Consider the following 23,348-nt stretch of genomic DNA (forward strand, 5'->3'; position numbering starts at 1 on the left):
ACTGTTTTTTACAGTTTGTAGAATGTAAATAGAAAACCGATAAGAACTATCATTTCTTCGACCATGATGGATCAGATTCCCATAATTAAATCGTACTTAGATTTAATGTTAATGAATCACTGTTACACTGTAAATCTATTTACATCTTTAAAATGGTTACAGCTTCTATTTCAAAATCTAAATTTTGCCAACGTTTATTCTTCAAATGAAAGACTTACTTTATTGAAACCTAAACCCTTTAACAGCGGTGTAAAAACGTTCAACGCATTTGCTCGGGTTTGTTGCAATATATCTGATTTTTTTACCTCGGTTGCAATCTCCTTTTCCGCATTTTTATAGGCTTCATCTACAAGGTCAGCTTCTCTAAAGAATGCCATTTTGGTATCGTAAACTCGGGAAGATTTATGATCTATCTTGATGTAGCAAATTTCAGGTAAAGGTAGACGCATAGAAACAGAGTCTCCAAAAACTTCAATATCTTCTTGTTTGACTTTTGTTAAATCGATACATCCAACGGCATCTGCTTTTATGATAAGTAGTACACTTGCGTCGGGTAAGAATGTTGTAATATTTTTATGTTCAACAACATCGCTAAATCTATATTTGACCAATTCAAGCTTGCCCATTGCTTCTATTCGCTCGATCAAAAGTTGATGTGTTGTAACTTTTGTAGTTTTGTTTTCAAACTTAGACCATAGCAACCATCCGAAGACCGCAATAATAGCTAATAAGAATATTACTTTTAAAAATCTTGCCATAACTTAATACAATCAATTTATAGACCAACAATTACTATATATATGTAAAATTTTTATTTCATTAAGATTTTATGTGATCTATCATAGCTTAACGTATAGGTATATAATAAGCGACATTGGCTATTTGATGTATGCATATTGTGCATAGAAAAGGTATAGAAGGCCTGTTTGTTTAGTGGATCTCGTATCATCCTATAGTTCGTGTTGTATGATCCTAGGCTAGTCCTTGTGTGGTGCAAGTGTGGTCATTCAGTCCATGTTGTATGATCCTAGGGTTGTATTTGGGTGGAGGTGTGTGATCATAGAATTGATCGTGTATGATCCTAGATTAACCTATTGTTACTCTTTATAATAGGGTAACTACATGGTTGAGGATTTTTGTTTATGTATTTTTTGTACTTGTTGTCAGTAATCCGGTTCTATAAAGATTCAGTGCTTCTTGCATGATGTGATTGATCGTAACTAAATCGAAGTCTGCGTTGGGATCAACATAAAAAACTTTCATTTTAGAACGATTTCCCGATTCAAGAGCTGGAATATCTAAATGTCTGCCTTCTACCATCATGATATAGGGAATATCTTTTTTTGAATCTATTGACAGATAACAAAATATTCTATTTTTATAGCAGAAACAGGGCATGCCCCATTTCTGCGTTTCTGTTATAAGCGGATCCAGTCTGAGAATAATTTCTTTTAATGCTAGTAAACAACTTTTTATTGGTTCTTTTTTACTGTGATAGTAATTCTCAACTGTTTCAAACATAATGAATAGTTATATGTATTATTCGCAAATTTCTTTTAACCTTGATAAGGCTTTGGGCCAAGTTTCATCAAAGTAAGATAGGTATTCTTCTGTGGTATCTACTTGAACAGTTACATTTGTTATTCCATTATGTTCTTTAAAATGATAGTTCTCCGTACCTCCTGCCCAGCTTTCGACTGCTGGTCCCTCTGTGATTTCTATATCTCCATCCAATATTCCGTAATGATAAATGGAAACAAATTCATTAGGGATATTTTCTAAAATTTTAGCTACCATACCTTCACGTTTACCATCTTTATTTTGTCCAATAAAGTAAATTTTATCATCTTTATTCCATCCGCCTTCATAATCTGATGTAGGGTTGAATTCGGAAGTCCATAATTTATAGGTTTCTTTATCTAGCATTTTGTGAAATACTACTGAAGCTGGTGCTTGAATGTCGATTTGATATGTTTGGTTTTTCATGATTTATTTTTTTGGAAAATTTGGATCTGCTAATACTTCTTCAATCTGTTTAGTGTGTCTAGCACAGTGAGCGGCGATAAAAAGTAGGTTTTGATAACCATCAACTACGCCTGTTGGGTAGTCACTGATGTGATTGCGAAGGTCATCTATATTTGCATTTTTGATGTATAATAAAACAGGCTCTCTAGCTGCTAGAAAGTCCTTTATTGCTACTTGGCTATTTTTATATTTTCCTGTGGGTTGCAGTTCTTTTGGCGCCTGAAATTTTTGACTTCGATCAGTCATCATGTTTATGAGACCTTGATCAGTTGATTTGACTTCATTTTTCCGGTTAGGCTGTGGCGCTTTTCCCAATTCTTTTTTTGCCATTTCAAATAACAGACTTTCTGAGCTTATGATATGCTCTAGACATTGACCTATTGACCATTTTCCTTCTCCAGGACTAAATTGTAGTTGTGCTTCACTTAATCCTGATATGTCATCTTTTAATGATTTGGTTGTGTATTGAAAATATTGGATTAATGAATCAATATTTCCTTGCTGATTTAAAATGACAGAAGGGGCGTTTTGTTCAATTATTCGCGTAACGTTATTTATTACAGCAATTTTATCAGCAGCTTTGGCCATGATACAGGGAAGAGTTATACTGACACCTAGTGCAAGCATAAATTTTATTAGTATTTTCATTTTTTTTTAATTGGTGAAGTGTGCAAATTCCATTGTTATCTATTATATTTTTTTAGATCCTGACGTTAAACCGTTCATAATTGTTTCTATTTCAAACAATTTAGTTTTAACAATTATAACCTTATTTTGTTTAGCACTGCTTGCCATAAGACAAGAAATAAAAATACGCGTATTGAATAGTAAAAGTGAAGATTTAAATCAGAGAAAAGATTAAAATAATACTGCTCCATCTTAAATATAAAGAAGTATGTGCTGAATTTTGTTTAAGGATGACTCTGTATTGTATGATCTTCTAATTATATGTATTATTGTAGCTAGGATAATCCTTATTTTTTATTTGATGAGAATAGGTGCAATCTTAATCTTTGATGAGCGCGCATCCATATTTCGCAGGTAAGTCTACACATCTGATGTGGATTCAATTAATTTTTTATACGAAATTATTCGTATTCTACGATCACTCCTATGAGAATAGAGTTCAAGGTCATCTTTTCTTGAAACGTAGATTATTAAAATGGATATAATGATCTGGAAACCTGAATGAAAAAGTAAGCCGTTGAGAGGGAGATAGATTAGGGTAATTCTCAAATTAATAACGTAGATCGATAATTTAAATGCTAAAAAAGATTGTGGCATTCCTATTTAAATGGCGCAATAATAATTTATTAAAATAAATGAAAATAAAAAGCTTAGTTACTTTGAAAGATTTTAGAATTGTCAAATCATGGTTAAATAGTACATATAAAACCATTAAGTTTGGTCGTATTTGTACAGAGTCTCTACCAAAACGACAAACAGTACTTAATTTAAATAAAACTATAAATTGGCGTAGTCTCGGTCATAGTTTTATTTTTCTCTTTCTTTCGCATGCGACATTGGCGCAAAAAAAACCAGTAGAATATGTTAATCCATTTATTGGAACAACTAACTATGGTACGACTAATCCGGGTGCACAGGTTCCGCAGGGGCTGATGAACGTTTCGCCTTTTAATGTCATGGGGTCATCTTTGAACAAATTTAATAAGGATGCACAATGGTGGTCCACTCCCTATGAATATAACAATAAGTTTTTTACGGGATTTTCTCATGTTAACTTGAGCGGTGTAGGATGTCCAGATATGGGGAGTCTTTTGCTGATGCCAACAACAGGCCGTCTTGATGTCGATTATCGGAATTATGGAAGTACTTACAAAAATGAAAGTGCCACACCGGGTTACTATACCAATTTTTTAGAAAAATATGGTGTGAAAACTGAAGCTACAGCGACACTACGAACAGGAATTTCCAGATTTACCTTTCCGAAGGGTAAAAGCCATATTTTACTTAATTTAGGTGAAGGGTTAACGAATGAAACGGGAGCTACAATGCGATTTGTTAACGATCGAGAGATTGAAGGTTCAAAGTTATTGGGATCATTTTGTTATGTTAACAATCAAGCTGTATATCCGATTTATTTTGTCTTAAGGTTGAGTAAGAAACCTTCGGAAAAGGGATACTGGAAATTTCAGAAGCAGGGAGAAGTTTGGGAAAACGATTGGAATAAGGATGCTGGAAAGTATAAAGTTTTTACAGCATATCATAACGAAATGTCCGGGGATGATATTGGTGCTTATTTAAGCTTTGAAACTTCTGAAAACGAGCAGGTTGAAGTCCAGATGGGAGTCTCCTTCGTAAGTGTTGAAAATGCAAGACAAAATTTAGATCAAGAACAACCCAAAGGCGGATTTGATCAAATCAGATTAGCCGCTTCTAAGAGATGGAATGAAGATTTGTCGAAAATCGAAGTTGAAGGTGGTACTGAAGATCAGAAAGCAGTCTTCTATACAGCATTGTACCATGCTCTAATTCATCCAAATATTCTTCAGGATGTTAATGGACAATATCCCGCTATGGAGACCCGTCAAACATTAAAAACGTCAGGAAATCGTTATACTGTATTTTCTCTGTGGGATACTTACCGCAATGTCCAGCCGTTAATGAGTCTATTGTTTCCTGACCGACAAACAGAGATGATCCGTTCTATGATCGATATTTATAAAGAAAGCGGATGGATGCCTAAATGGGAGCTGTATGGTCGCGAATCTTATACCATGGATGGAGATCCCGCAATTCCCGTTATCGTTGATGCATGGATGAAAGGTATTCGAGATTATGATCATGAAGCTGCATATGAGGCGTTTTATAAATCAGCAACAACTATAGATAGTACCAATAAAATTCGTCCTGATAATGCTGATTATGTAAAATACGGTTACGTACCACTACGTGCCAAATTTGATAACTCAGTGTCTCATTCAATTGAGTATTTCCTTGCAGACTGGAACCTTTCACAGTTCGCGGCTTCACTAGGTAAGAAAGAGGATGCCAAAATGTTTGCTGAGCGGGCAAAAGGTTATAAGCACTACTATTCAAAAGAGTATGGAACTTTTAGACCTATACTTCCTGATGGTAAATTTCTAACCCCTTTTGATCCTTTGCAAGGTGCTAATTTCGAACCAAATCCTGGTTTTCATGAAGGAAATGCCTGGAATTATACTTTTGCCATTCCACATGATATTGCTGGATTAGTGAAATTAATGGGGGGTAAGCGTAATTTTGTGGAAAAACTTCAAGCTACTTTTGATAAAGGATATTTTGACGTAACTAATGAACCTGATATGCTTTATCCGCATATCTTTTCGGAAATCGAAGGGGAGGAATGGCGTACTCAAAAATTAGTAACGGAGATTTTAGAAACTCATTTTAAGAATGCTCCAGGAGGAATACCTGGTAATGACGATACAGGCACAATGTCTACTTGGGCATCTATGAATATGATGGGAATATATCCGTTATGTCCAGGGAGGCCGGAGTACACGGTTGTAACTCCGGTATTCGATAAGGTGACGATACATTTAGATGCAAAATATCATCACGGTAAAGATAAGTTGATTATCAGAAGGGACCGTAAAGGTGATGCAGGGTTTATTAACGGTATTTCAATTGATGGGAAAAAAGTAAAGGGCTTTAAAATATCTCACCATGATCTTGTTAATAGTAATGAAATTGTAATTACTACTGGAAATCGTTGATATATGTTTTTAACAGTGAATTATTTGAAAAAAATAGCCTTAGGGCTATTTTTTTTTGATCTGAGTATTCCAACTTAGTTCGATAATCTTTATTCTTTCTATATAAATAGTTTGATTTAATATATCTCTAACTCGTTGTGCATTATGATTTAGGGCTATAAATAAGATAAATAAGTTGTTCATTAATCTGATAATCAGTAAACTGTTTTTTCATGCGAGCCGGAGCAGGCTTATGCTTATTTCTTCCATTTCATCAGTTTTGTTAAGGGCAATGAGTTTCAGCCAGAATATTTTTGTTACACAAACGGAGGTTCCTCTCTTTAATTTTTAGGTGCAGCAAACGAAGATCAGATGATTACCAAATTATATCTTTTAACATTATTTGTTCAGTGTTTGTTCAGTGCTTGCTCAGTGATCACTCAGTGTAGACTGTATCAATATTGACTGATTACTGTATAAAAATTGATTAAAAAGTGCTATTAATTAAAATTTGGTATTAGGTTGTTTCCGTTTTAATGTTTATCTTAATTATCTATAAACTAATCAGGTAATTATGGCAATCATCAAAAATGGCGTTAATGGGACTGTTTCCGGGAAAGCAGGTTCTGTTGTGTTTGTCTTAACGAAAACAGGAAATTATGTGCGTTCTCTCCCTCGCGTTAAAAAACGCGAACCTACACCTGAGCAACTGCTCAGTAGAACGCGCTTCAAAATTGTGAGGTCGCATATTAGTATGTTAAATCCCATTATCAATATTGGTTATAAGGCATACAGCTATCCTAAGCGGGCATATGATGTGGCGATGTCTTATAATTTGAACGAAGCACTTATTCGGAAAGAAGACGATTTTGTAGTTGACTGGCAGAAATTTATGATTGCCAAAGGAAGCCCGAATCCCATCACTTCCTACACGATGGATTTCGATCAAGAAAATCAAGTGATTCGCGTTACTTGGGAATATGATGTCTATCTGGAGAAGAAGTTTAACACCAGGTCTTACGATTCCTTCTTAATCCTGTATAATGCAGAAGATAATGGGGTTGAATATCCACTTTTGATGAACGACTCGAAAGACAGCTTAATATCTGGCAAACAAAATGTTAAAATCCCGAAACATAAAAAGGAAGTGATGTATGAAGTGTTTATATTTTTTGTAGAGAGTTATGGTGGTGGTAATACAGACAGTATGCACTTAGGTAAGATTAAGGTTTGAGTGCTATCAGGTGTCATTATTCCAGGGTGAATGTAAACTGGAGGTACAAGCTTTGAAACAGATTTAATAAATTAAAGAAACCCGTTGTGCATTATGATTTAGGGCTATAAATAAGTTGTTCATTACTCTGATAATCAGTAAATTATTTTTACGACAAAACGATTTAGAATGAATAACCTACTCGCAAATTACGAAAGAATATTGGGAGTTTTAAGAGCAATATCAATAATTTAAAAATTAGCACTATTTAAAATGTACAACGGGTTATCTCTAATCATATTTCATTACGATAATCTAGACCTAAGTCTTGTTGTGCAGCTCATGCTATTTTTATGATTTTTTCAAGGGAATTGTCATTTTAAATTCAATTGTAATAAAATTTGTTACAATATAAAAAATATTCCTAACTTTGTTGGTGATATGAATAATACAAGATTTTCAACAGCTATACATATATTAACATTGCTGGCTGATAGTGGAGAAAATTGGGTGAACTCGGATTGGATTGCAGGTAGTATTAACACGAATGCTGCGATGGTGCGGAAAGAACTAAGTGCATTGCAAGATGCAGGTTTTGTCATAGGACGTAAGGGCAAAGAGGGAGGTTCTCGGTTAAATAAGCCGAGTAGCCAAATTTCATTGGCAGATATCTATGTGGCAGTGAAGAATACTGAAGTGCTAGGTAAAAAGAATTTGAATACGAATCCGCAATGTCCAGTCGGTAAACAGATTAATAAGGAGTTGGATCAGCTCTATTCTGATACCGATCAATTGGTGATTAATTCGTTAAAAGGGCTGACATTGGAAAATTTCGCGAAGAAATTTCGTTAGTTTTTTTTGCTTTTAAATGTAACAAAATTTATTACAATATAGAATTTATGAAAATAGGAATAACAGGTGCAACTGGACATCTAGGACGTCTGGTAGTGGAAAAATTAAAAGAAAGAACTGCAAGCAGCAATTTAGTTGCATTAGTGCGTGACACTCAAAAAGCTGGTGACTTAGGTATCGAAGCACGCTTATTTGATTATAATAAACCGGATACTTTGGTCGAGTCATTGAAAGGAATTAATCATTTATTATTGATATCAGGAAATGAAATTGGACAGCGTCAGGCACAACATGAAAACGTTATCAAGGCTGCAAAAGAAGCGGGAGTAGAATGGATTGTATATACCAGCCTTTTACATGCTGATACATCTTCATTGGTGTTGGCAAATGAACATCTATTAACGGAGGAAATTCTAAAATCATCGGGTGTGCCTTTTACTATTTTGCGTAATGGTTGGTATACTGAAAATTATACCGCTTCTGTTCCTACAGCACTACAAAATGGTGCATTATTTGGTAGTGCAGGAGAGGGGAAAATAGCATCTGCAGCGAGAGCTGATTATGCTGAAGCGGCAGCAGTTGTTTTAACCAGTGCAGATCAACAAAATAAGATATACGAGCTAGCAGGTGACTATGCTTACACCTTAGCTGAGTTGGCTGAAGAGATTTCAAATCAAACAGGTAAAGTTATTCCATATAAAAATTTAAGTGAGTCAGATTATGCGAAAGCTTTAATAGAAGCAGGTTTACCTGAAGGATTAGCAACTGCTATCGCAAGTTTTGATACCGGGGCAGCAAATGGTGATTTATATGATGATGAAAAACAGTTATCTACTTTGATCGGTCGTCCAACAACTTCGCTGACTACTGCTATCGAAGCAGCTTTAGCGGGATAAAATTTAGCGTAGTTCTAAAAAAAGGAGTATCAGAAATGATACTCCTTTTTTTTAGAACTACTTCCTATATCATATTCATATCATACCCTATTTGAGAATATTTTATAAATTGCATAAAAAGATTCTAGAATGAGTACAAAACAAGATCCGATTAAGCATTGGTCCCGTGTTGAATATTTGCACAAAACTCATACCAATCCCAATATTCATATTAAGGGCAATACAAGTTATTACAGTAACGCTTGGACAGGAAATTTTGAAGAATGTGTTGTTCGTTATTTGTATGGAGATGTGTACAGTTTAAATCAATGGGAACCTGCCTGGGTTATAGACCAGTTATATATAGGTTCGTATGTGTGTATTGCGGCTGAAGCTGTAATATTGATGGGGGGAAATAACACGCATCGTTCGGATTGGTTTAGTTTATATCCTTTTGTTGAGTCTATCGTAGAATCGTATCAAAGTAAAGGAGATACAATAATTGGTGATGGTGTTTGGATAGGGATGCGTGCCATGATTCTTCCGGGTATTCAGGTTGGAGAGGGCGCTATTATTGCTTCAGGAGCTGTTGTTACAAAAGATGTTGCACCCTATAGTGTTGTTGCTGGAAATCCGGCAAAGCATATTAAGTTTAGGTTTCAATCGGATACGATTATTTCATTGCGTGATTTAAAAATTTATGATTGGGATGAGGCGAAATTTAAACATTTACAGTCATTTATATGTGGAAACGATATAGAACGATTGATAGAGGAAGCATGCAAATATGAAGCCTCCCTGTAATATGTAGTTTGAAAACAATTTAAGAAATTAGAGCTTATTTGTTTTTTTGAGGTTATTTTCTTGTAGCGTTAACATAATTTGTAAAAATTCATTTTTCTTAAAAAAATGATTCTCTTCCAACAAGTGGTTATAGTTGGTGATAGCATTAAATAAAACTTCTAGGTTCTCATCTTGATATTGGTCAAAATTGAAATACATAAGATCATTAGATAGGTATCTATTTAAAGAGTTCAGGTTCTCTTCATTAAGATCTTCTGTAATTCCAGGTTGTTCTAAGAGTTTTTTCAATTCGCATTTAAGTTCGATCTCACGTCTTTTGAGATCACTGAATTTTGCTTCTATCTCTGCAAAAGGTGTAGTCTCGAAAATAAATCGTGTATTTTCAATAAGCTCTTGATATAACTTTTGTTTACTGTCAAATGATTTTTGATAGGAAGCGAAATCATAATATAATTGCTCAAATAAGACTTCAGTTTCTTGTTCTTTGGCCAATTGAAAGAAATAATGATATACCAAACAATTGTTCTCTTTTATTTTATTTTCGATATCACTGATTTCATTATCTATTCTACGAAGAATTTGATCTGACTCTGAAGCTAAATATCTCACTCCATCATAATCAAATGTCTTTACTTCAAGCATATTCGTATGAATAGCTTCAATGGTTGCTTTGTCATTTGTAAGTGCAATTAATGTATAGATTTCATCACGCCATTGATCTGAAAATAATTCTTCAAATTTCGATACGCTATTATTTTCGAATTTGAGAGGCGGACCTTCTACACTAGGATTGTTATGATCGTAGAAGTTATTAAATATGGAATCGAAAGTATATTTATTTACTATTTCGGAATAGGATGTTTTAAACATTTCTATTGGAAATACAGTAGGATTTTCCGTGTATTGAATAGAAGAAAACAGTTTATTAGAAATATGAAGAGCAATAGCAGCATTATTGGATAGTAGATTTATTGCAGGGGTATTAATTATATCAGATTTAATAATGTTAAGATTTAAAAGAGCCTGAACGCGGTCTTCTTCGGATGGGTGAGTAGCCCATTGGTTTTCAAGGTTTAATTTTGATTTGTTATACTTTTTTAAGGTTGCTATTTGAATTTGTGGTAGATCATTTTCGATTAAATAGTTGTTTTTTTTCGCTAGAAAGTTCATAGCGTAATGATGCTCAAGATAAATATTCTCGCTACGAACGTTAACATTTATTTTTTGTTCGTAAAAATTTAAAACGCCTTCCATTGCATGATTTGCAAGACTTAATCGTAATAATGAATCAGCTAAGGCTTGTGATCCAGCGACGTTTGCGGCAATTTCATCAGCATGGAATTCCATTTCACGGGAAAGAGCCATGTAGTTGATATTGATGTATTCATATAGCTTTTTTAAAATACTTTGTATCTTTTGAATGATAAAAACTGAAATTCCAATAAAAATGGTGGCATATCCTGTTACATTCCCCCATTTTTCAAACATCCTATCTAAAGATTCATTTTTGTACAGCATGTTATAAATAATTTGATTGACATGATATACATAACTTCCTACTTTCATGCTACGTTGAGAAAAGTGTCCAAATTCATGAGCTAATATGGCTTTTAATTCTTGATGTGTAACTGCATTTATCAGACCTACACCAATTTGTAAGTTTTTGCGGATAGGGAGGAACATACTCCAAAAATTAGAATTATAAAAAACGGAAGCATTTACTTCATAAGACAGAAAAACTTTTTTAGGAAAGCTGGTTTTTACTTCATTTACTACTTCATGAATGAGTGCAAATAATTGTGGTTCATCTTTTTGAGTTATTTCTGTCAGATGTCCTATGTCTATTTTTGTAGAAGCAAAAATGAATTTCACGAGGAAAAACAAAATTGATAATCCTGATGCAAATAATCCCAGACATAAGACCGCAGTATAGAACATTGGTTTAGCCATGAAGATCCAAATGCCGGCAAATGTGAAACCTAAAGTAAGAGAGACTGCTAAAGCAAGAAGAAAAAGATAGGTTAATGCAAAAACAAATATGAAAAACACTGTTTTTTTTGCATATTTTTTAAAATTCGAGGATACTTCTACTTTCATAATTTATTAATAATACTTTAAATTATGATTTTTTTTGAACAAAAAAAATTTAGCATTTACTTAGAGATATACGTTCTTGACAAGGGGGGAACTTAAGTTTAATTAACCTGAGTAAAGAAATAGTACGAAACATATTATTGGACCTATTTTTTCAGTATATTTATTCTAATAAAATGAGCGATAATTTCTTGAATTTTATTCCTAATTGAAATCCTAAATATGAAAAAAGTAACTGGGCTTGGAGGTGTGTTTTTTAAATGCGAGGATCCTCAAAAGATGAACGACTGGTATGCCAAGAATCTAGGTTTGGAAGCTGGTGAATATGGCGCAACTTTTAAATGGCGCGAGCTTGATCATCCATCGGTTAAGGGGGCAACAGCATGGTGTACATTTCCTCGTGATTCTGAATATTTTAATCCTTCTGTAAAGCCCTTTATGATCAATTACCGCGTCGAAAACCTTGTTGCGCTGGTTGAGGAATTAAAAAAAGATAATGTCACTATCGTAGATGAAATTTCGGAGTATGATTATGGAAAATTTATTCATGTATTAGATCCTGAAGGTAATATCATTGAACTCTGGGAACCAATAGGGGATCTGGAATAGCATCGTCAAATAAAATAATAGTATGAAAAGTACCGCTGGACATGATGAACGAATAGCAAAAATGATATTTGCATCGGTTTATCCTCATTATCTCGAAAAAGTTGAAAAGAAAGGTAGAACAAAAGAGGAGTTGCATCAGGTTATAAAATGGTTAACCGGTTTTGATGAACAACAGTTGCAGGATCAAATTGATCAAAAAGTAAATTTTGAAACATTCTTTGAAAATGCACATCTTAATGTTAATGCCAGTCTTATTACTGGTGTAATCTGTGGTTATCGTGTAGAGGAAATTAAAAATCCTCTAACACAGAAAGCTAGATATCTCGATAAGATCATAGATGAATTAGCAAAAGGGAAAAAAATGGAAAAAATTTTGCGATGAGTTTGTTAATTATTTGTATATTAGATTGTTGTAAATGATTGTTGTTTCTTTGTTTTATTGAAGCTAACTCAATATATAATAAGTAAAGCCGTTTGCATTCGTGTAGACGGCTTATTTTTTTAATAACCTGACTTGATGTTAACAGTGATTAGTAAAAAATAATTTTAACTTTACAGTTGGTCGACCGACTGTGATTGCGTACTATTATCAATAGTCAGCAATCAAAATGAATGAGGATATATAGATTAACTGTTATCTATTCTTCCTAAAATATCAGAACATAAATGATTTAAATCCCATGGGAAAACGCTTACAAATTGCACTCTTTTCATTACTATTTACTATAACTGCCCATGCACAAAATATAGAGGGTTTAAGAAAAAATATTCAGCAGATCATGCAGAACAAAGATGCTGTTGTTGGTGTAGCAATAAACGGCATTAATCATAGTGATACATTGGGTGTAAATGCCGATAGACGACTTCCTATGCAAAGTGTTTTTAAATTTCCATTAGCGATTGTCATGTTAACAGAAATCGATAAGGGTAATTTTAAACTTGATCAAAAGATAGAAATCACGAAGCGTGATCTTACACCAGAAATTTGGAGTCCAATTAGAGAAAAATATCCTACTGGAACAACGCTTACGATAAAGGAGATTCTGGAATATACAATCACTTTAAGTGACAATGTAGGATGTGATGTTCTTTTAAAACTTCTCGGCGGACCTCAAGTTGTAGAAAGCTATTTCGCAAAAAAAGGATTTAAGGACATATCGATTAAAATTAATGAAAAGACGATGCAAAGTAATTGGGATAAACAGTTTTTGAATTGGTCAACCCCCAAAGAAATGAATCGAATTTTGCAGACCTATTATGTGAATAAGAATAATTTGCTTTCGATGCCGATGTATGATTTTTTGTGGACAACCATGAAGTCTACTAATACAGGTCTTAAACAATTGAAAGGACAACTTCCTGATCAAACAGTTGTAGCACATAAGACTGGCTCATCTGGAAGTAATAAGAAAACTGGAATAACGGCTGCACTCAATGATGTTGGAGTTGTTTTACTTCCAAGCGGTGAGTACTTTGTGATCAGTGTCTTTGTAACCCATTCGAAAGAAAATCAGGAAACGAACGAACGTATTATTTCAGATATAGCGAAAGCGGCTTGGGATTTTTTTACAGGAGCTCATCAATTATAGTAATACTTCTGGATCAGTTGTTCCTTTTTTTATCAGATCATCAATACTTTTCAGTGTTCTTTGAGATATTTGTTCTAATGCTTCCTCTGTGAAAAAAGCCTGATGGGCAGTAACTAAAACATTAGGGAAGCTCAACAATAACTGAATGGTGTCATCGTCAATAATTGTTGCCGATAAATCTTTAAAGAAAAGTTTCTCTTCCTGCTCATAAACATCGATACCAAGTAGGCCTATCTTTTTAGTTTTTAATGCTTGTATTGCATCATTGGTATTAATCAGATTACCTCTGCTCGTATTGATTATTGTGACACCATATTTCATTTTATCAATAGATTCTTTGTTAATTAGATAATGGTTGTCAGCTGTAAGAGGGCAGTGTAGCGATATGATATCAGATTCCATAAAGAGTGTTTCTAATGCGACATATTTTACACCTAGATTAATTAACGTTTCATCAGGGTATAAATCATACGCAATAACCTCTGCCCCAAATCCCAGTGCTATTTTAACAAATGCTTTTCCTATTTTACCGGTCCCGACCACACCAATTTTCTTTTGGTAGAGATTGAATCCTAATAAACCGTTTAATGAAAAATTTTGTTCACGCACACGATTATAAGCCTTATGAGTTTTTCTGTTTAAGGTCAATAGCATAGCCATTGCATGTTCTGCTACAGCTTCTGGTGAATAAGCGGGGACACGGCAAACTTGAATATCAAAATCTTTAGCGGCTTCTAAATCAACATTATTGAATCCCGCGCATCTCAAAGCGATGTACTTAACTCCTTTTTTCGCAAGAATTTCAATGACATTTCTATTTAGTTTGTCATTTACAAAAACGCATACTGCATCTTCATTTTCAATTGCATTTACGATATGAGGTCCTAAATGTGTTTCAAAAAAATGAAGTTCAAAACCATATTTTTCATTTTCTTTTTCGAAGAATTCTCGATCGTATGGCTTGGTTGAAAAGAAGGCTATTTTCATAACATATATTTTATATAAACTTAAGTAAATTTGCCAGTATCTACAATGATTTCATTAAGTTAAATGTCACTCTACTATCAATTCCCTTTTCAATCGATACGTTTTAAAATTCGTAAGTAAATGTTTACGTTTCTTTGTTATTGAAACTGTAATTTGAATATTTTTTTCTATGGATACACATATATACAATTATTGATATTTTTTTTATTTTAAAAGGCGATTAAATTGATTCATTTAGATGTTTTATGGTTTTAAATTCTTTTAATAATGGTTTAAATAAAATTTACTAGCCCTTATAACTCTGTTTAGTGTATGATTTTATTTGTTTTTAATCAATTGTAACATAATTATGAATAATTGGTATTAATAGCTATCTTAGTTTCGGCACTAACCTAAGATATGTCTAACCAAACCTTGATCTCTACCGCAGAATTTGAGCGTATTTATGAAAAATGGAACCGAAAAGTCTATCAATATGCTTTAAGCAAGACTTCTTCCACTTTTATTGCCGAAGAAACTGTCCAACGTGTATTTATCAAGCTTTGGAATAATATTTTTCAAAAGAAAGTGCATGTGGAAATAGAAGCTCAACTATTTTGCATTGCTCGTACCACACTTTTGGATATTGTGAAAGAAGAAAGGAGGAGGCAGGATCTATTGCATCTAAAAGTTGAAACTGATCAAGTCCCCACACCGTCAGAGTTATATCGCTTAAAGGAACTGAATGAACGGTATGAGGACATCGTGTCAAGAATGCCAGAATCTAGAAGAAAGGTGTTCATGATGAGCAGGTTCGAAAATTTGACTTATAAAGAGATCGCAGAAAGATTGTCGATTACACCCAAAACTGTTGAAAATCATATCGCTTTGGCATTAAAAGTTTTGAAAAAAATGTTTGTGTTTATCATTCATCTATTTTTTTAAAAATAGGCTTGGGGGTAAGTGACGTTTCTGCAGTATTATTATTATATGAAGATTACGAGAGAACTTATCAATCGATACCTAAAGAATCAATGTTCGGCTGAAGAAGCTGCTTATCTGGAAGATTACATAGCACATTTGGGAGAATCTCTTGATCAGCTATTGTCTAAAGAAGAATGGGATCTTACTGACGAAAATTTAGATTATCCCAATCAGCAGGAAATCAAAGATAAAATATTAGCTTTTGCTAAAAAGCAAAATGTTTTAAAATATAACAGGAAATTACTTCGCATTGCTTCCGCCGCCGCAGCTATAATCATTTTTATTTTCGGTTTTTATGTGAATTTAAATCCATTATTAAATAAGCCTGCACCACATCTTGGACAAATAGCTTCTGTTGAAGATGAGAAAGAGGAGGTAAGTAATCTATACTACATAAATTCAGGCAATGACAATATGTTATTAACGGCTAGTGACGGATCTGTTATTACACTTTATCCGCAGTCAGAAATCAAATATGCTGAAGATTTTAGTACCCAGCAGGAGAGAGTGCTGTATTTGAAGGGGAAAGCTAAATTTGAGGTTGCCAAAGATAAATCGAAGCCATTTCGTGTACATTCGACCGGTGTAGTCACTACAGCTTTAGGAACGGTTTTTAGTGTTGATGAATTGCGATCTACTCAAACGCAGATCAAATTGATGGAAGGTAAAATAGAGGTGAAAGCTGTGGATCACCAGAGAGGGAAAGAATTAGTGCGGACCTTTTTGCCACACGAAGAGATTACCTTGGATCATCGTGAATTAAAGGTTGTCGAAGAGATAAAGACTCATACAATAGGAACAGATCGAGGTGGCCATTTTCTTCAAAATAACCAGATCATCCAGTTTAAAAATATAGCCCTAGAGGATGTTTTGACAATTCTGATGCAAAACTATGACATCAAGTTGCAATACGATAAATCATTGATCATTAATAAATTTTACAGCGGAACTTTTACGAATAAAACGAATGTCTTTGAAGAAATTATCAGAGAAATTAACTACTTACATCATGCCGGTATAAACTACACCAATCCACAATAATAAACAATTAAACCAAACAAATTATGAGCAACTTTTTATCTAAAAAGCATCAGTTTCAAACTGTGCTGCTACTTCGATTTAAAAGTCCACGTACTAACTGGCCCCTTCGACTCGGAATGTTGGGATTACTGAGTATGGGATTTCATGTGGGGTACAGCCAGTCAACAGCTTCTGTAAGTGGAGTTGTCAGGGATGGAAGTAATAATCCCATCAGTGGCGCTACTGTAAGTATTGAAAATCTGTCTACGAAGTATAAACAGATGAATACGACGAATGCAGAAGGAACTTTTTCGTTTGACCGTATTCCAGAGGGGCAGGGATACGAAATTAAAATCAGTTTTGTAGGCTTCAAGACCAAAGTACTTAGTAACTATAATATTGATTCAAAAGATAAAGTTGCTATTACTGTTGCTCTAGAGCAAGAACAGGAAAGTTTAGAAGAGGTTGTAGTAGTTGGTTATGGAAAGCAAAAAAAAGCAAATATTACAGGTTCAGTGACTTCGGTCAATGCCGAACAATTAAAGAATATTTCGCCTTCTAACCTTTCTAATGCCTTAGCTGGACGTGCCGCAGGTATAAATGTTACGAATACTTCGGGTATGGCGGGAGCTTCCTCAAGCCTACGCATTCGTGGTAGTTTTGCAGAACCTTTGTATGTAATTGACGGAATTGTACGGGATAAAGCGGCATTCGATGCTTTGGAAGCCAATGAAGTGGATCAGATGAGTTTTTTGAAAGATGCCGCAACAGCTGCGGTCTACGGGACAAGAGCGGGTAACGGTGTTGTGGTTGTCACAACTAAAAAGGGATCAGCTCAGGAGCCTGTATTTAATGTGCAAAGTAATTATAGTTTTGGCGCTCCTACTCAAACGCTTTTAGCAGATATTACGACTGCGGCTGATGAACTGACTTATCAAAATCGGGTATCTCAATTTCTGTGGGAAAATGGCTCTAAAACAGAACCATGGGTAGCACCCAATGGACAGGCTGAGTTTGATTATTTTAAGGATAAGGACTATAGTGTTAATGATAATATCTGGAGAAACCCTTTTAGTCACCGACAATCGATCTCGGTGTCGGGTGGTGGAGACCGAATTACTTATTATAATTTAGTCAGTTATCGTAAAGAAAATGGATCTTACAAATCATTGGATCATGAAAAATTCAATTTAAGGAGTAATGTCAGTGCCAAGATTACGGATGATTTTACGATTGATGTTAATATCTCGGCCAATCAAATCAATTCCAAGCGTTTTTATTGGCCATTTAGTACTTCCGCTAATGATGATGATTTTGATGTGTCAGATTTTTATCGCGTAACATTCAATTGGCCTAAAATGTATCCGTTTTATTTAAATGCAGATGGATCTCCAAGTAATTCCCCAACAGCATATCCTGTTCAGACACCCATGGGGAGCTGGCAAGCCTGGAATGTGATTGACCAAGTAGTTGGGAATCGATATATCGATCGTAAAGTTCGTCAGGTGAACCCAATCATGACGTTGAATTATAAGTTGGATAAACTCATAGAGGGCTTGTCAACAAAAGTTGTAGGTAGCTATCTCGCAGAGGATTATATGCGTAAAAGATTTATGACCTTCCAAAAGAACTACACATTTACTTCTCTGAATCCGGATGGAAATAGGTTTATACCTGCACCACCTTCAGAAGACAAAGTGAATATTTTTACTTTTAGTCAAGCACAGCCTTTTATGGATTATTCTCCTCAACGGGAGTGGGAATATCAGGTCAACTGGTTTTTGAATTATAACCGTAAATTTAATAAACATGCCATTGATGCGTTGTTGGTCTATGAACAATTTAAAGCTGGTGGAACCTATGTAACATCCCGTGCTGAAAATCCAATTGTTAGTATTGATCAAATGTTTATTTACCCGACTGATCGTAATTTTAGAGCTACTGATGCGTATGAAACTATTAATTCTAGAAGGGGATTTATCGGACGTGCAAATTATAACTATGCAGATAAATATATCGCTGAATTTTCATTTAGATATGATGGTTCGCCCTTATTCCCCGGCGATAAACGGTGGGGATTTTTTCCATCCATGTCAGCTGCTTGGCGTGTGTCGGAAGAACAGTTTTTCTTAGATATCAAAAATACAGTGAGTGATCTAAAGTTAAGAGCTTCATATGGAACAACAGGGAATGATCTTGATGTTAATGCGCAAAGGATCGGACAATTTTTGTATCAGGAAAAATATAGGCCTTCAGGTGGCTACATGTTTGGTGATCGTTACTATAATGGTATTGCCTATGGTGATACACCTACACAGAACCTGACTTGGACGACATCCAAAAGTGTTAATATCGGTTTGGATTTTGGTTTTGTAAATAATAAACTAAGTGGCTCAATAGATGTGTTTAATCGTAAGGAAACAGATATTTTAGGACGGCGTACTTTGAAAATTCCTGATAATTATGGACGGTCATTGGCTCCGGAAAACTATGCTGCTCGAAGTTATAAAGGTGGAGAGGTATCTATTAATTGGAATGATCGTGTGGGTGAAGTAGGTTATGGAATCACAGCTAATATGGGGTATGCAAAAGATCGTTGGGATGTCTATGATGAAGAGCCTGCATTTGCTGTAGGGGGAACGCGCAATTTCGAATCTCGAATAGGAAGACCTGAAAATCGAATCATCGGCTTTGAAGCTGTGGATCTTGTTAGAACACAGGAGCAATTAGATGCATTGAAGAGCAGTGGGTTTAAAACATATGGTCGTGATCCATACTTAGGTATGATTTTGTACAAAGATATTCGTGGAGCTAATTATTCTGAAAGCCCAGATGGTAAGATCGATGATAATGATCTGACGTTGCTTTCCGAAAATAATACTCCACGCATCAATTACGGTTTTGGGCTAAATGCAAACTGGAAAGGTTTTTCTGTTTCAGCTTTATTGCAGGGTGTACTGGCATATGATCGTGTTATCAGTAATTTGGAAGGTGGGGGAATTCGTCAGCATGGCGGTACTTTTCGACCGTATTATCCTATTTGGGCAGGCGATGTTTGGACAGCAGATAATCCACAGGCAGATTATCCGAGAGTAGTAGGTTCCAACTGGCAGGAATCGGGAACAGGTGCTTCGAGTTTTTGGATTCGTAATGGTGCATATTTGCGCCTAAGAGATTTAAATATATCCTATAGTTTACCGCAGTCAATTACAAAGTCGATGAAAATAAACAGTGTGAATGTATTCTTTAATGGAACAAACTTATTTGTGCTTTCTCCTATGACCGAGTTTCATGATCCGGAACAGAAAATGTATGATTCCTATCCTGTTATGAAAACATTCACCTTGGGTTTGGATGTTAAATTTTAATTGAAAAAACTATGAAAACGATATTTTATACCCTAATAGCACTTTTATTTACAGTAGCGTCTTGTAAAAATGTGTTAGATATTGAAGATCTTAATTCACTTGACGAAAGCAAAGTATGGAATGATCCGAATCTTGTGAATGCCTATATAACGAATCTTTATCCCATGTTTGGAAATTGGAATGCTTCAGCGGATGCCAATTCAGAGCAATTAATGGGCATATCTTTTCCTTTGGATGCTATCACTGTTAACAATGCCGCTTATAAATCTTGGGATTATACCACTATCCGTAGAATTAATACTGCAATTCAAAAAGTAACCGAAAGTGCAGGATTAAATGCAGATGTAAAAAATGCTGTTCTTGGGCAAGCTTTATTTATGAGAGCATATATGTATTTTAATATGGTTCGATATCATGGTGGTGTGCCCTATATTACTGTACCGCAGGATTTGGAGAAAGATGATCTAGAAACACCTCGTAATACAACGAAGGAATGCTTTGATTTAATGATAAAAGATCTAGATCAGGCGATTGCCATATTGCCGCCTATGATTGCCAAAAGTTCAGGAGATTATGGTAGAATCGATGGGAATTTTGCACTATCTTTTAAAGCTAAGGTTTTATTGTACAAGGCTTCCCCTCAGTTTAATCCAACTAACCCTTATAATAATGTGTATTGGGCAGAAGCGCATGCTGCAAATAAAGCTGCCTATGATAAGTTAAAGGCTGATGGATATAATTTGACTCCAGACTATGCTAACATTGCTTTGCAGGAGAAGGGATCTGAAGTTGTTTTTGCTGTAATCAATTCGTATCCGAATAAAGTGGCGAGTTGGGATAATGGAGTGCGCCCAGGTTCTGAAAGTAGAGGCGCAGCAGGTGCAGTTCCAACATGGGATTTTGTCAAGTTATTTCCCATGAAAGATGGTAAGGCTTTCTCAGATCTGACAGGTAAGTATTTTAAAACGAATGAGCAGTTTTTACAATCTTATTGGGAAAATAGAGATCCTCGGTTCGACAAATCTATTGTATGGAATGGCAAGATCTACGAAGTTTCTGGGAAATCAGGGAAACGTCAATATACCTCTGTGGGTATAGCCGCAGATCTGGATAACTTTGGTATTAATCCTAAGGCTAAAACACCATCAGAAAATCTGAATCGATATAGTGGATTTTTTATACTTAAAAATTCAAAGTTATCGCTGAAGCAAACAGAAGTAGAAACTCAATATGATGTGGATTTTGTACTGATGAGATTTGCGGAGGTTATGATCAACTATGCTGAAACTGCAAACGAAACCGGGGATTTTAATACCGCATTAACCATTCTAAAACAGATCAGGATGCGTGCAGGTATTGAAGCAGGAAGTGACGGAAATTACGGTATTACCGCTATTGACCGTACTCAGATGAGAGATGCAATTTTGGCAGAACGGAATATTGAGTTTTGTTTTGAAGGACACCGTTTCTGGGATCTGAGAAGAACTCGAAAATTGAATATACTTAATAATACGACCAAATATGGTGTAGAGGCTATTGCTATTCTTAGTAATGGGGCTGAAATGGATTTGGATGAGGCCGCAAATCTTGCCAAAACTTATCAGCTTAAGGAAAATCAGTTTAAATACAGTGTTTTACAAGTTCCAAATACGGGAAATAAAGTAAATCTTGTACCCGATACTTATTACTTCTTTCCATTAGCTCAATCTGTGATTGATAAAAATCCTAAAATATCACAGAATAAGGATTGGGGTGGAACTTTTAATCCGACACTGGAATAGTGATGTATGATAAATAGCGTATAAGTAAAGCACGGTATGTTTATTGACATAATCGTGCTTTATTATTGTTTTATGTGTTATAGGAAAGTTGGTTTCAGCTTATTTTTATTAATGGATAACATCATTTCTTAAGCATTTTTTTATTTAATAGAATTGATTTCTCAAGAAATCCAATATTTTTTTTAGAATCAATGATGTACATATTTTAAAACTTGATAAAAATTTGTTTAACAGTTGTCAAAAAATGATATAATGGATCGTTGAACTACAAAGCTAAATTCGCATTTTAAACTTATATTATGTAAGCTTAATTCTGACTTTTGACAGTGAATTGTCAAAAAACAAAAATATTGGATTTTATACCTATTTTAAATTTTAACTTAGATTATCTCATATCAGAGTTTAAGATTTATGGAACGTCGAATTACATTTTTCACTTTAAAAGAATTTGTTGCTAGACAGATGAATAAGCAACAGTATGATGGATTTACTATTTGTCATTTACAGAAAAATAAAATGGCCGATATTAAATTATATGAACCTATGCGCACGGATAGCTTTGGTATGAGTATCATATTGAGTGGGAGGCTCCGGATGCGAATTGGTTTTTCAGAGCAAGAGATTCATGGAAACATGATTTTTCTACATTCGCCCACGACAATTATTGAATTTTTAGACATGGATGATGATCTTGATATGATCACTTTTATGTTTTCCTTAGATTTCGCAAAGAAAATTGGTATTTTTTTTCATGGTAAAACCTCTTTGGATTTCCTTCTTGATAATTATTTGCGCGTCTTTACCCTACAAGAGCGTGTTATAAAACGATTTGTGATGTATCTTGAGCATCTGCAGGAATTAAATTTGAGCACTAAACCCAGTAAAAATCAAGCAGAAATCATTAAAAATACTTTTGCCCTATTAAATTATGAAGTTGAATCTGAGTTAATGGGCGACATTGTTAATCGTGTTGTACTGAGTGGAAGGAAAGAAAAGTTATGTTTGGATTTTATTACACAGGTGGTCGAACAATTTCAGAGTCATCGATCAGTACAATATTATGCAGATAGCTTATTTGTTAGTCGGAAGTATCTCAGCCGAGTAGTCAAAGAAGTTACAGGAATGAGTCCGATGCAAATTATTGAACAAACATTGATGGCAGAAGTTACCGCTAAATTACGTTCCAATTTTTATTCAATTTCTGAAATTATGCAGCAATTAAACTTTAGTGATTTGCCAACGTTCAGTAAGTTTTTCAAAAAAAATATGGGACAATCTCCCATTCTGTACCGTAAAGAATTGTTGAACTAGGAACCTAGTTACAAAATTTAGTGTCTTTCTGACAAGTAAAAACTCCCTTTAGACTTTTTAACCTATTTAGTCAGTTGTATATTTGTGGTATTCATGCGAGATGATAAGGGGTTGGTTATTAAATAAATAAGTTTTAACTTATAATCTTTCTTCGTATCT

19 protein-coding genes are annotated in these 23,348 nt (G+C 34.6%); 13 read left to right on the forward strand and 6 right to left on the reverse strand.

Annotated elements, in window-relative coordinates; genetic code table 11:
- Positions 1–194: 194 nt before the first annotated feature.
- From C8N37_RS02945 to C8N37_RS02960, 4 genes are all read right to left on the reverse strand, one after another.
- Positions 195–758, reverse strand: coding sequence for a DUF4230 domain-containing protein (locus tag C8N37_RS02945; RefSeq protein WP_045754089.1), 564 nt, complete (start codon positions 756–758; stop codon positions 195–197).
- A 382-nt stretch (positions 759–1,140) separates the two neighbouring features.
- A complete protein-coding gene (locus C8N37_RS02950; RefSeq protein WP_108157472.1) occupies positions 1,141–1,521 on the reverse strand; it encodes a DUF1801 domain-containing protein in 381 nt (126 codons plus the stop codon).
- An 18-nt stretch (positions 1,522–1,539) separates the two neighbouring features.
- Positions 1,540–1,986 (reverse strand): SRPBCC family protein, encoded by a 447-nt coding sequence (locus C8N37_RS02955; RefSeq protein WP_108157473.1) that lies wholly within the window; start codon positions 1,984–1,986, stop codon positions 1,540–1,542.
- Between the two features lie 3 nt (positions 1,987–1,989).
- A complete protein-coding gene (locus tag C8N37_RS02960; RefSeq protein WP_108157474.1) occupies positions 1,990–2,673 on the reverse strand; it encodes a DinB family protein in 684 nt (227 codons plus the stop codon).
- Positions 2,674–3,347: 674 nt separating this feature from the next.
- Here C8N37_RS02960 and C8N37_RS02965 point away from each other — a divergent pair.
- From C8N37_RS02965 to C8N37_RS02985, 5 genes are all read left to right on the forward strand, one after another.
- A complete protein-coding gene (locus C8N37_RS02965; RefSeq protein ID WP_108157475.1) occupies positions 3,348–5,744 on the forward strand; it encodes a GH92 family glycosyl hydrolase in 2,397 nt (798 codons plus the stop codon).
- Between the two features lie 553 nt (positions 5,745–6,297).
- Positions 6,298–6,957, forward strand: coding sequence for a DUF6266 family protein (locus C8N37_RS02970; protein ID WP_108157476.1), 660 nt, complete (start codon positions 6,298–6,300; stop codon positions 6,955–6,957).
- Between the two features lie 420 nt (positions 6,958–7,377).
- Positions 7,378–7,788 carry an Rrf2 family transcriptional regulator gene (locus C8N37_RS02975; protein WP_021189475.1) on the forward strand — a complete coding sequence of 137 codons (411 nt, stop codon included), beginning with the start codon at positions 7,378–7,380 and terminating at the stop codon, positions 7,786–7,788.
- A gap of 47 nt (positions 7,789–7,835) precedes the next feature.
- Entirely contained in the window at positions 7,836–8,684 is an 849-nt protein-coding gene (locus tag C8N37_RS02980; protein WP_108157477.1) for an SDR family oxidoreductase, read from the forward strand.
- Positions 8,685–8,813: 129 nt separating this feature from the next.
- Positions 8,814–9,467, forward strand: coding sequence for a CatB-related O-acetyltransferase (locus tag C8N37_RS02985; RefSeq protein ID WP_108157478.1), 654 nt, complete (start codon positions 8,814–8,816; stop codon positions 9,465–9,467).
- 27 nt (positions 9,468–9,494) lie between these two features.
- On the opposite strand, the gene C8N37_RS02990 is transcribed toward C8N37_RS02985, so the two are convergent.
- Positions 9,495–11,564, reverse strand: a complete 2,070-nt coding sequence (locus C8N37_RS02990) for a M48 family metalloprotease (protein WP_108157479.1) — start codon at positions 11,562–11,564, stop codon at positions 9,495–9,497.
- A gap of 219 nt (positions 11,565–11,783) precedes the next feature.
- Here C8N37_RS02990 and C8N37_RS02995 point away from each other — a divergent pair, with 219 nt between their 5' ends.
- The 3 genes from C8N37_RS02995 (at position 11,784) to bla (ending at position 13,759) form a co-directional block, all read left to right on the forward strand.
- On the forward strand, positions 11,784–12,170 hold the full coding sequence (locus tag C8N37_RS02995) for a VOC family protein (protein WP_108157480.1): 387 nt from the start codon (positions 11,784–11,786) through the stop codon (positions 12,168–12,170).
- A 22-nt stretch (positions 12,171–12,192) separates the two neighbouring features.
- On the forward strand, positions 12,193–12,552 hold the full coding sequence (locus C8N37_RS03000; protein ID WP_108157481.1) for a DUF2200 domain-containing protein: 360 nt from the start codon (positions 12,193–12,195) through the stop codon (positions 12,550–12,552).
- 298 nt (positions 12,553–12,850) lie between these two features.
- A complete protein-coding gene (bla, locus tag C8N37_RS03005; protein ID WP_108157482.1) occupies positions 12,851–13,759 on the forward strand; it encodes a class A beta-lactamase, subclass A2 in 909 nt (302 codons plus the stop codon).
- Here bla and C8N37_RS03010 read toward each other — a convergent pair.
- Positions 13,754–14,746, reverse strand: coding sequence for a 2-hydroxyacid dehydrogenase (locus C8N37_RS03010; protein ID WP_108157483.1), 993 nt, complete (start codon positions 14,744–14,746; stop codon positions 13,754–13,756). The genes bla and C8N37_RS03010 overlap by 6 nt on opposite strands.
- A gap of 399 nt (positions 14,747–15,145) precedes the next feature.
- Here C8N37_RS03010 and C8N37_RS03015 point away from each other — a divergent pair, with 399 nt between their 5' ends.
- The 5 genes from C8N37_RS03015 (at position 15,146) to C8N37_RS03035 (ending at position 23,189) form a co-directional block, all read left to right on the forward strand.
- Positions 15,146–15,670 carry a sigma-70 family RNA polymerase sigma factor gene (locus C8N37_RS03015; protein WP_108157484.1) on the forward strand — a complete coding sequence of 175 codons (525 nt, stop codon included), beginning with the start codon at positions 15,146–15,148 and terminating at the stop codon, positions 15,668–15,670.
- A 45-nt stretch (positions 15,671–15,715) separates the two neighbouring features.
- On the forward strand, positions 15,716–16,750 hold the full coding sequence (locus C8N37_RS03020; RefSeq protein ID WP_108157485.1) for a FecR family protein: 1,035 nt from the start codon (positions 15,716–15,718) through the stop codon (positions 16,748–16,750).
- A gap of 23 nt (positions 16,751–16,773) precedes the next feature.
- On the forward strand, positions 16,774–20,097 hold the full coding sequence (locus C8N37_RS03025) for a SusC/RagA family TonB-linked outer membrane protein (RefSeq protein ID WP_108157486.1): 3,324 nt from the start codon (positions 16,774–16,776) through the stop codon (positions 20,095–20,097).
- A gap of 11 nt (positions 20,098–20,108) precedes the next feature.
- A complete protein-coding gene (locus C8N37_RS03030; protein ID WP_108157487.1) occupies positions 20,109–21,878 on the forward strand; it encodes a RagB/SusD family nutrient uptake outer membrane protein in 1,770 nt (589 codons plus the stop codon).
- Positions 21,879–22,289: 411 nt separating this feature from the next.
- Complete coding sequence (locus C8N37_RS03035) at positions 22,290–23,189, forward strand: helix-turn-helix domain-containing protein (protein ID WP_108157488.1); 900 nt, start codon at positions 22,290–22,292, stop codon at positions 23,187–23,189.
- Positions 23,190–23,348 lie beyond the last annotated feature (159 nt).

This window comes from Sphingobacterium faecium (assembly GCF_003054045.1).
Lineage (GTDB): Bacteria > Bacteroidota > Bacteroidia > Sphingobacteriales > Sphingobacteriaceae > Sphingobacterium > Sphingobacterium faecium.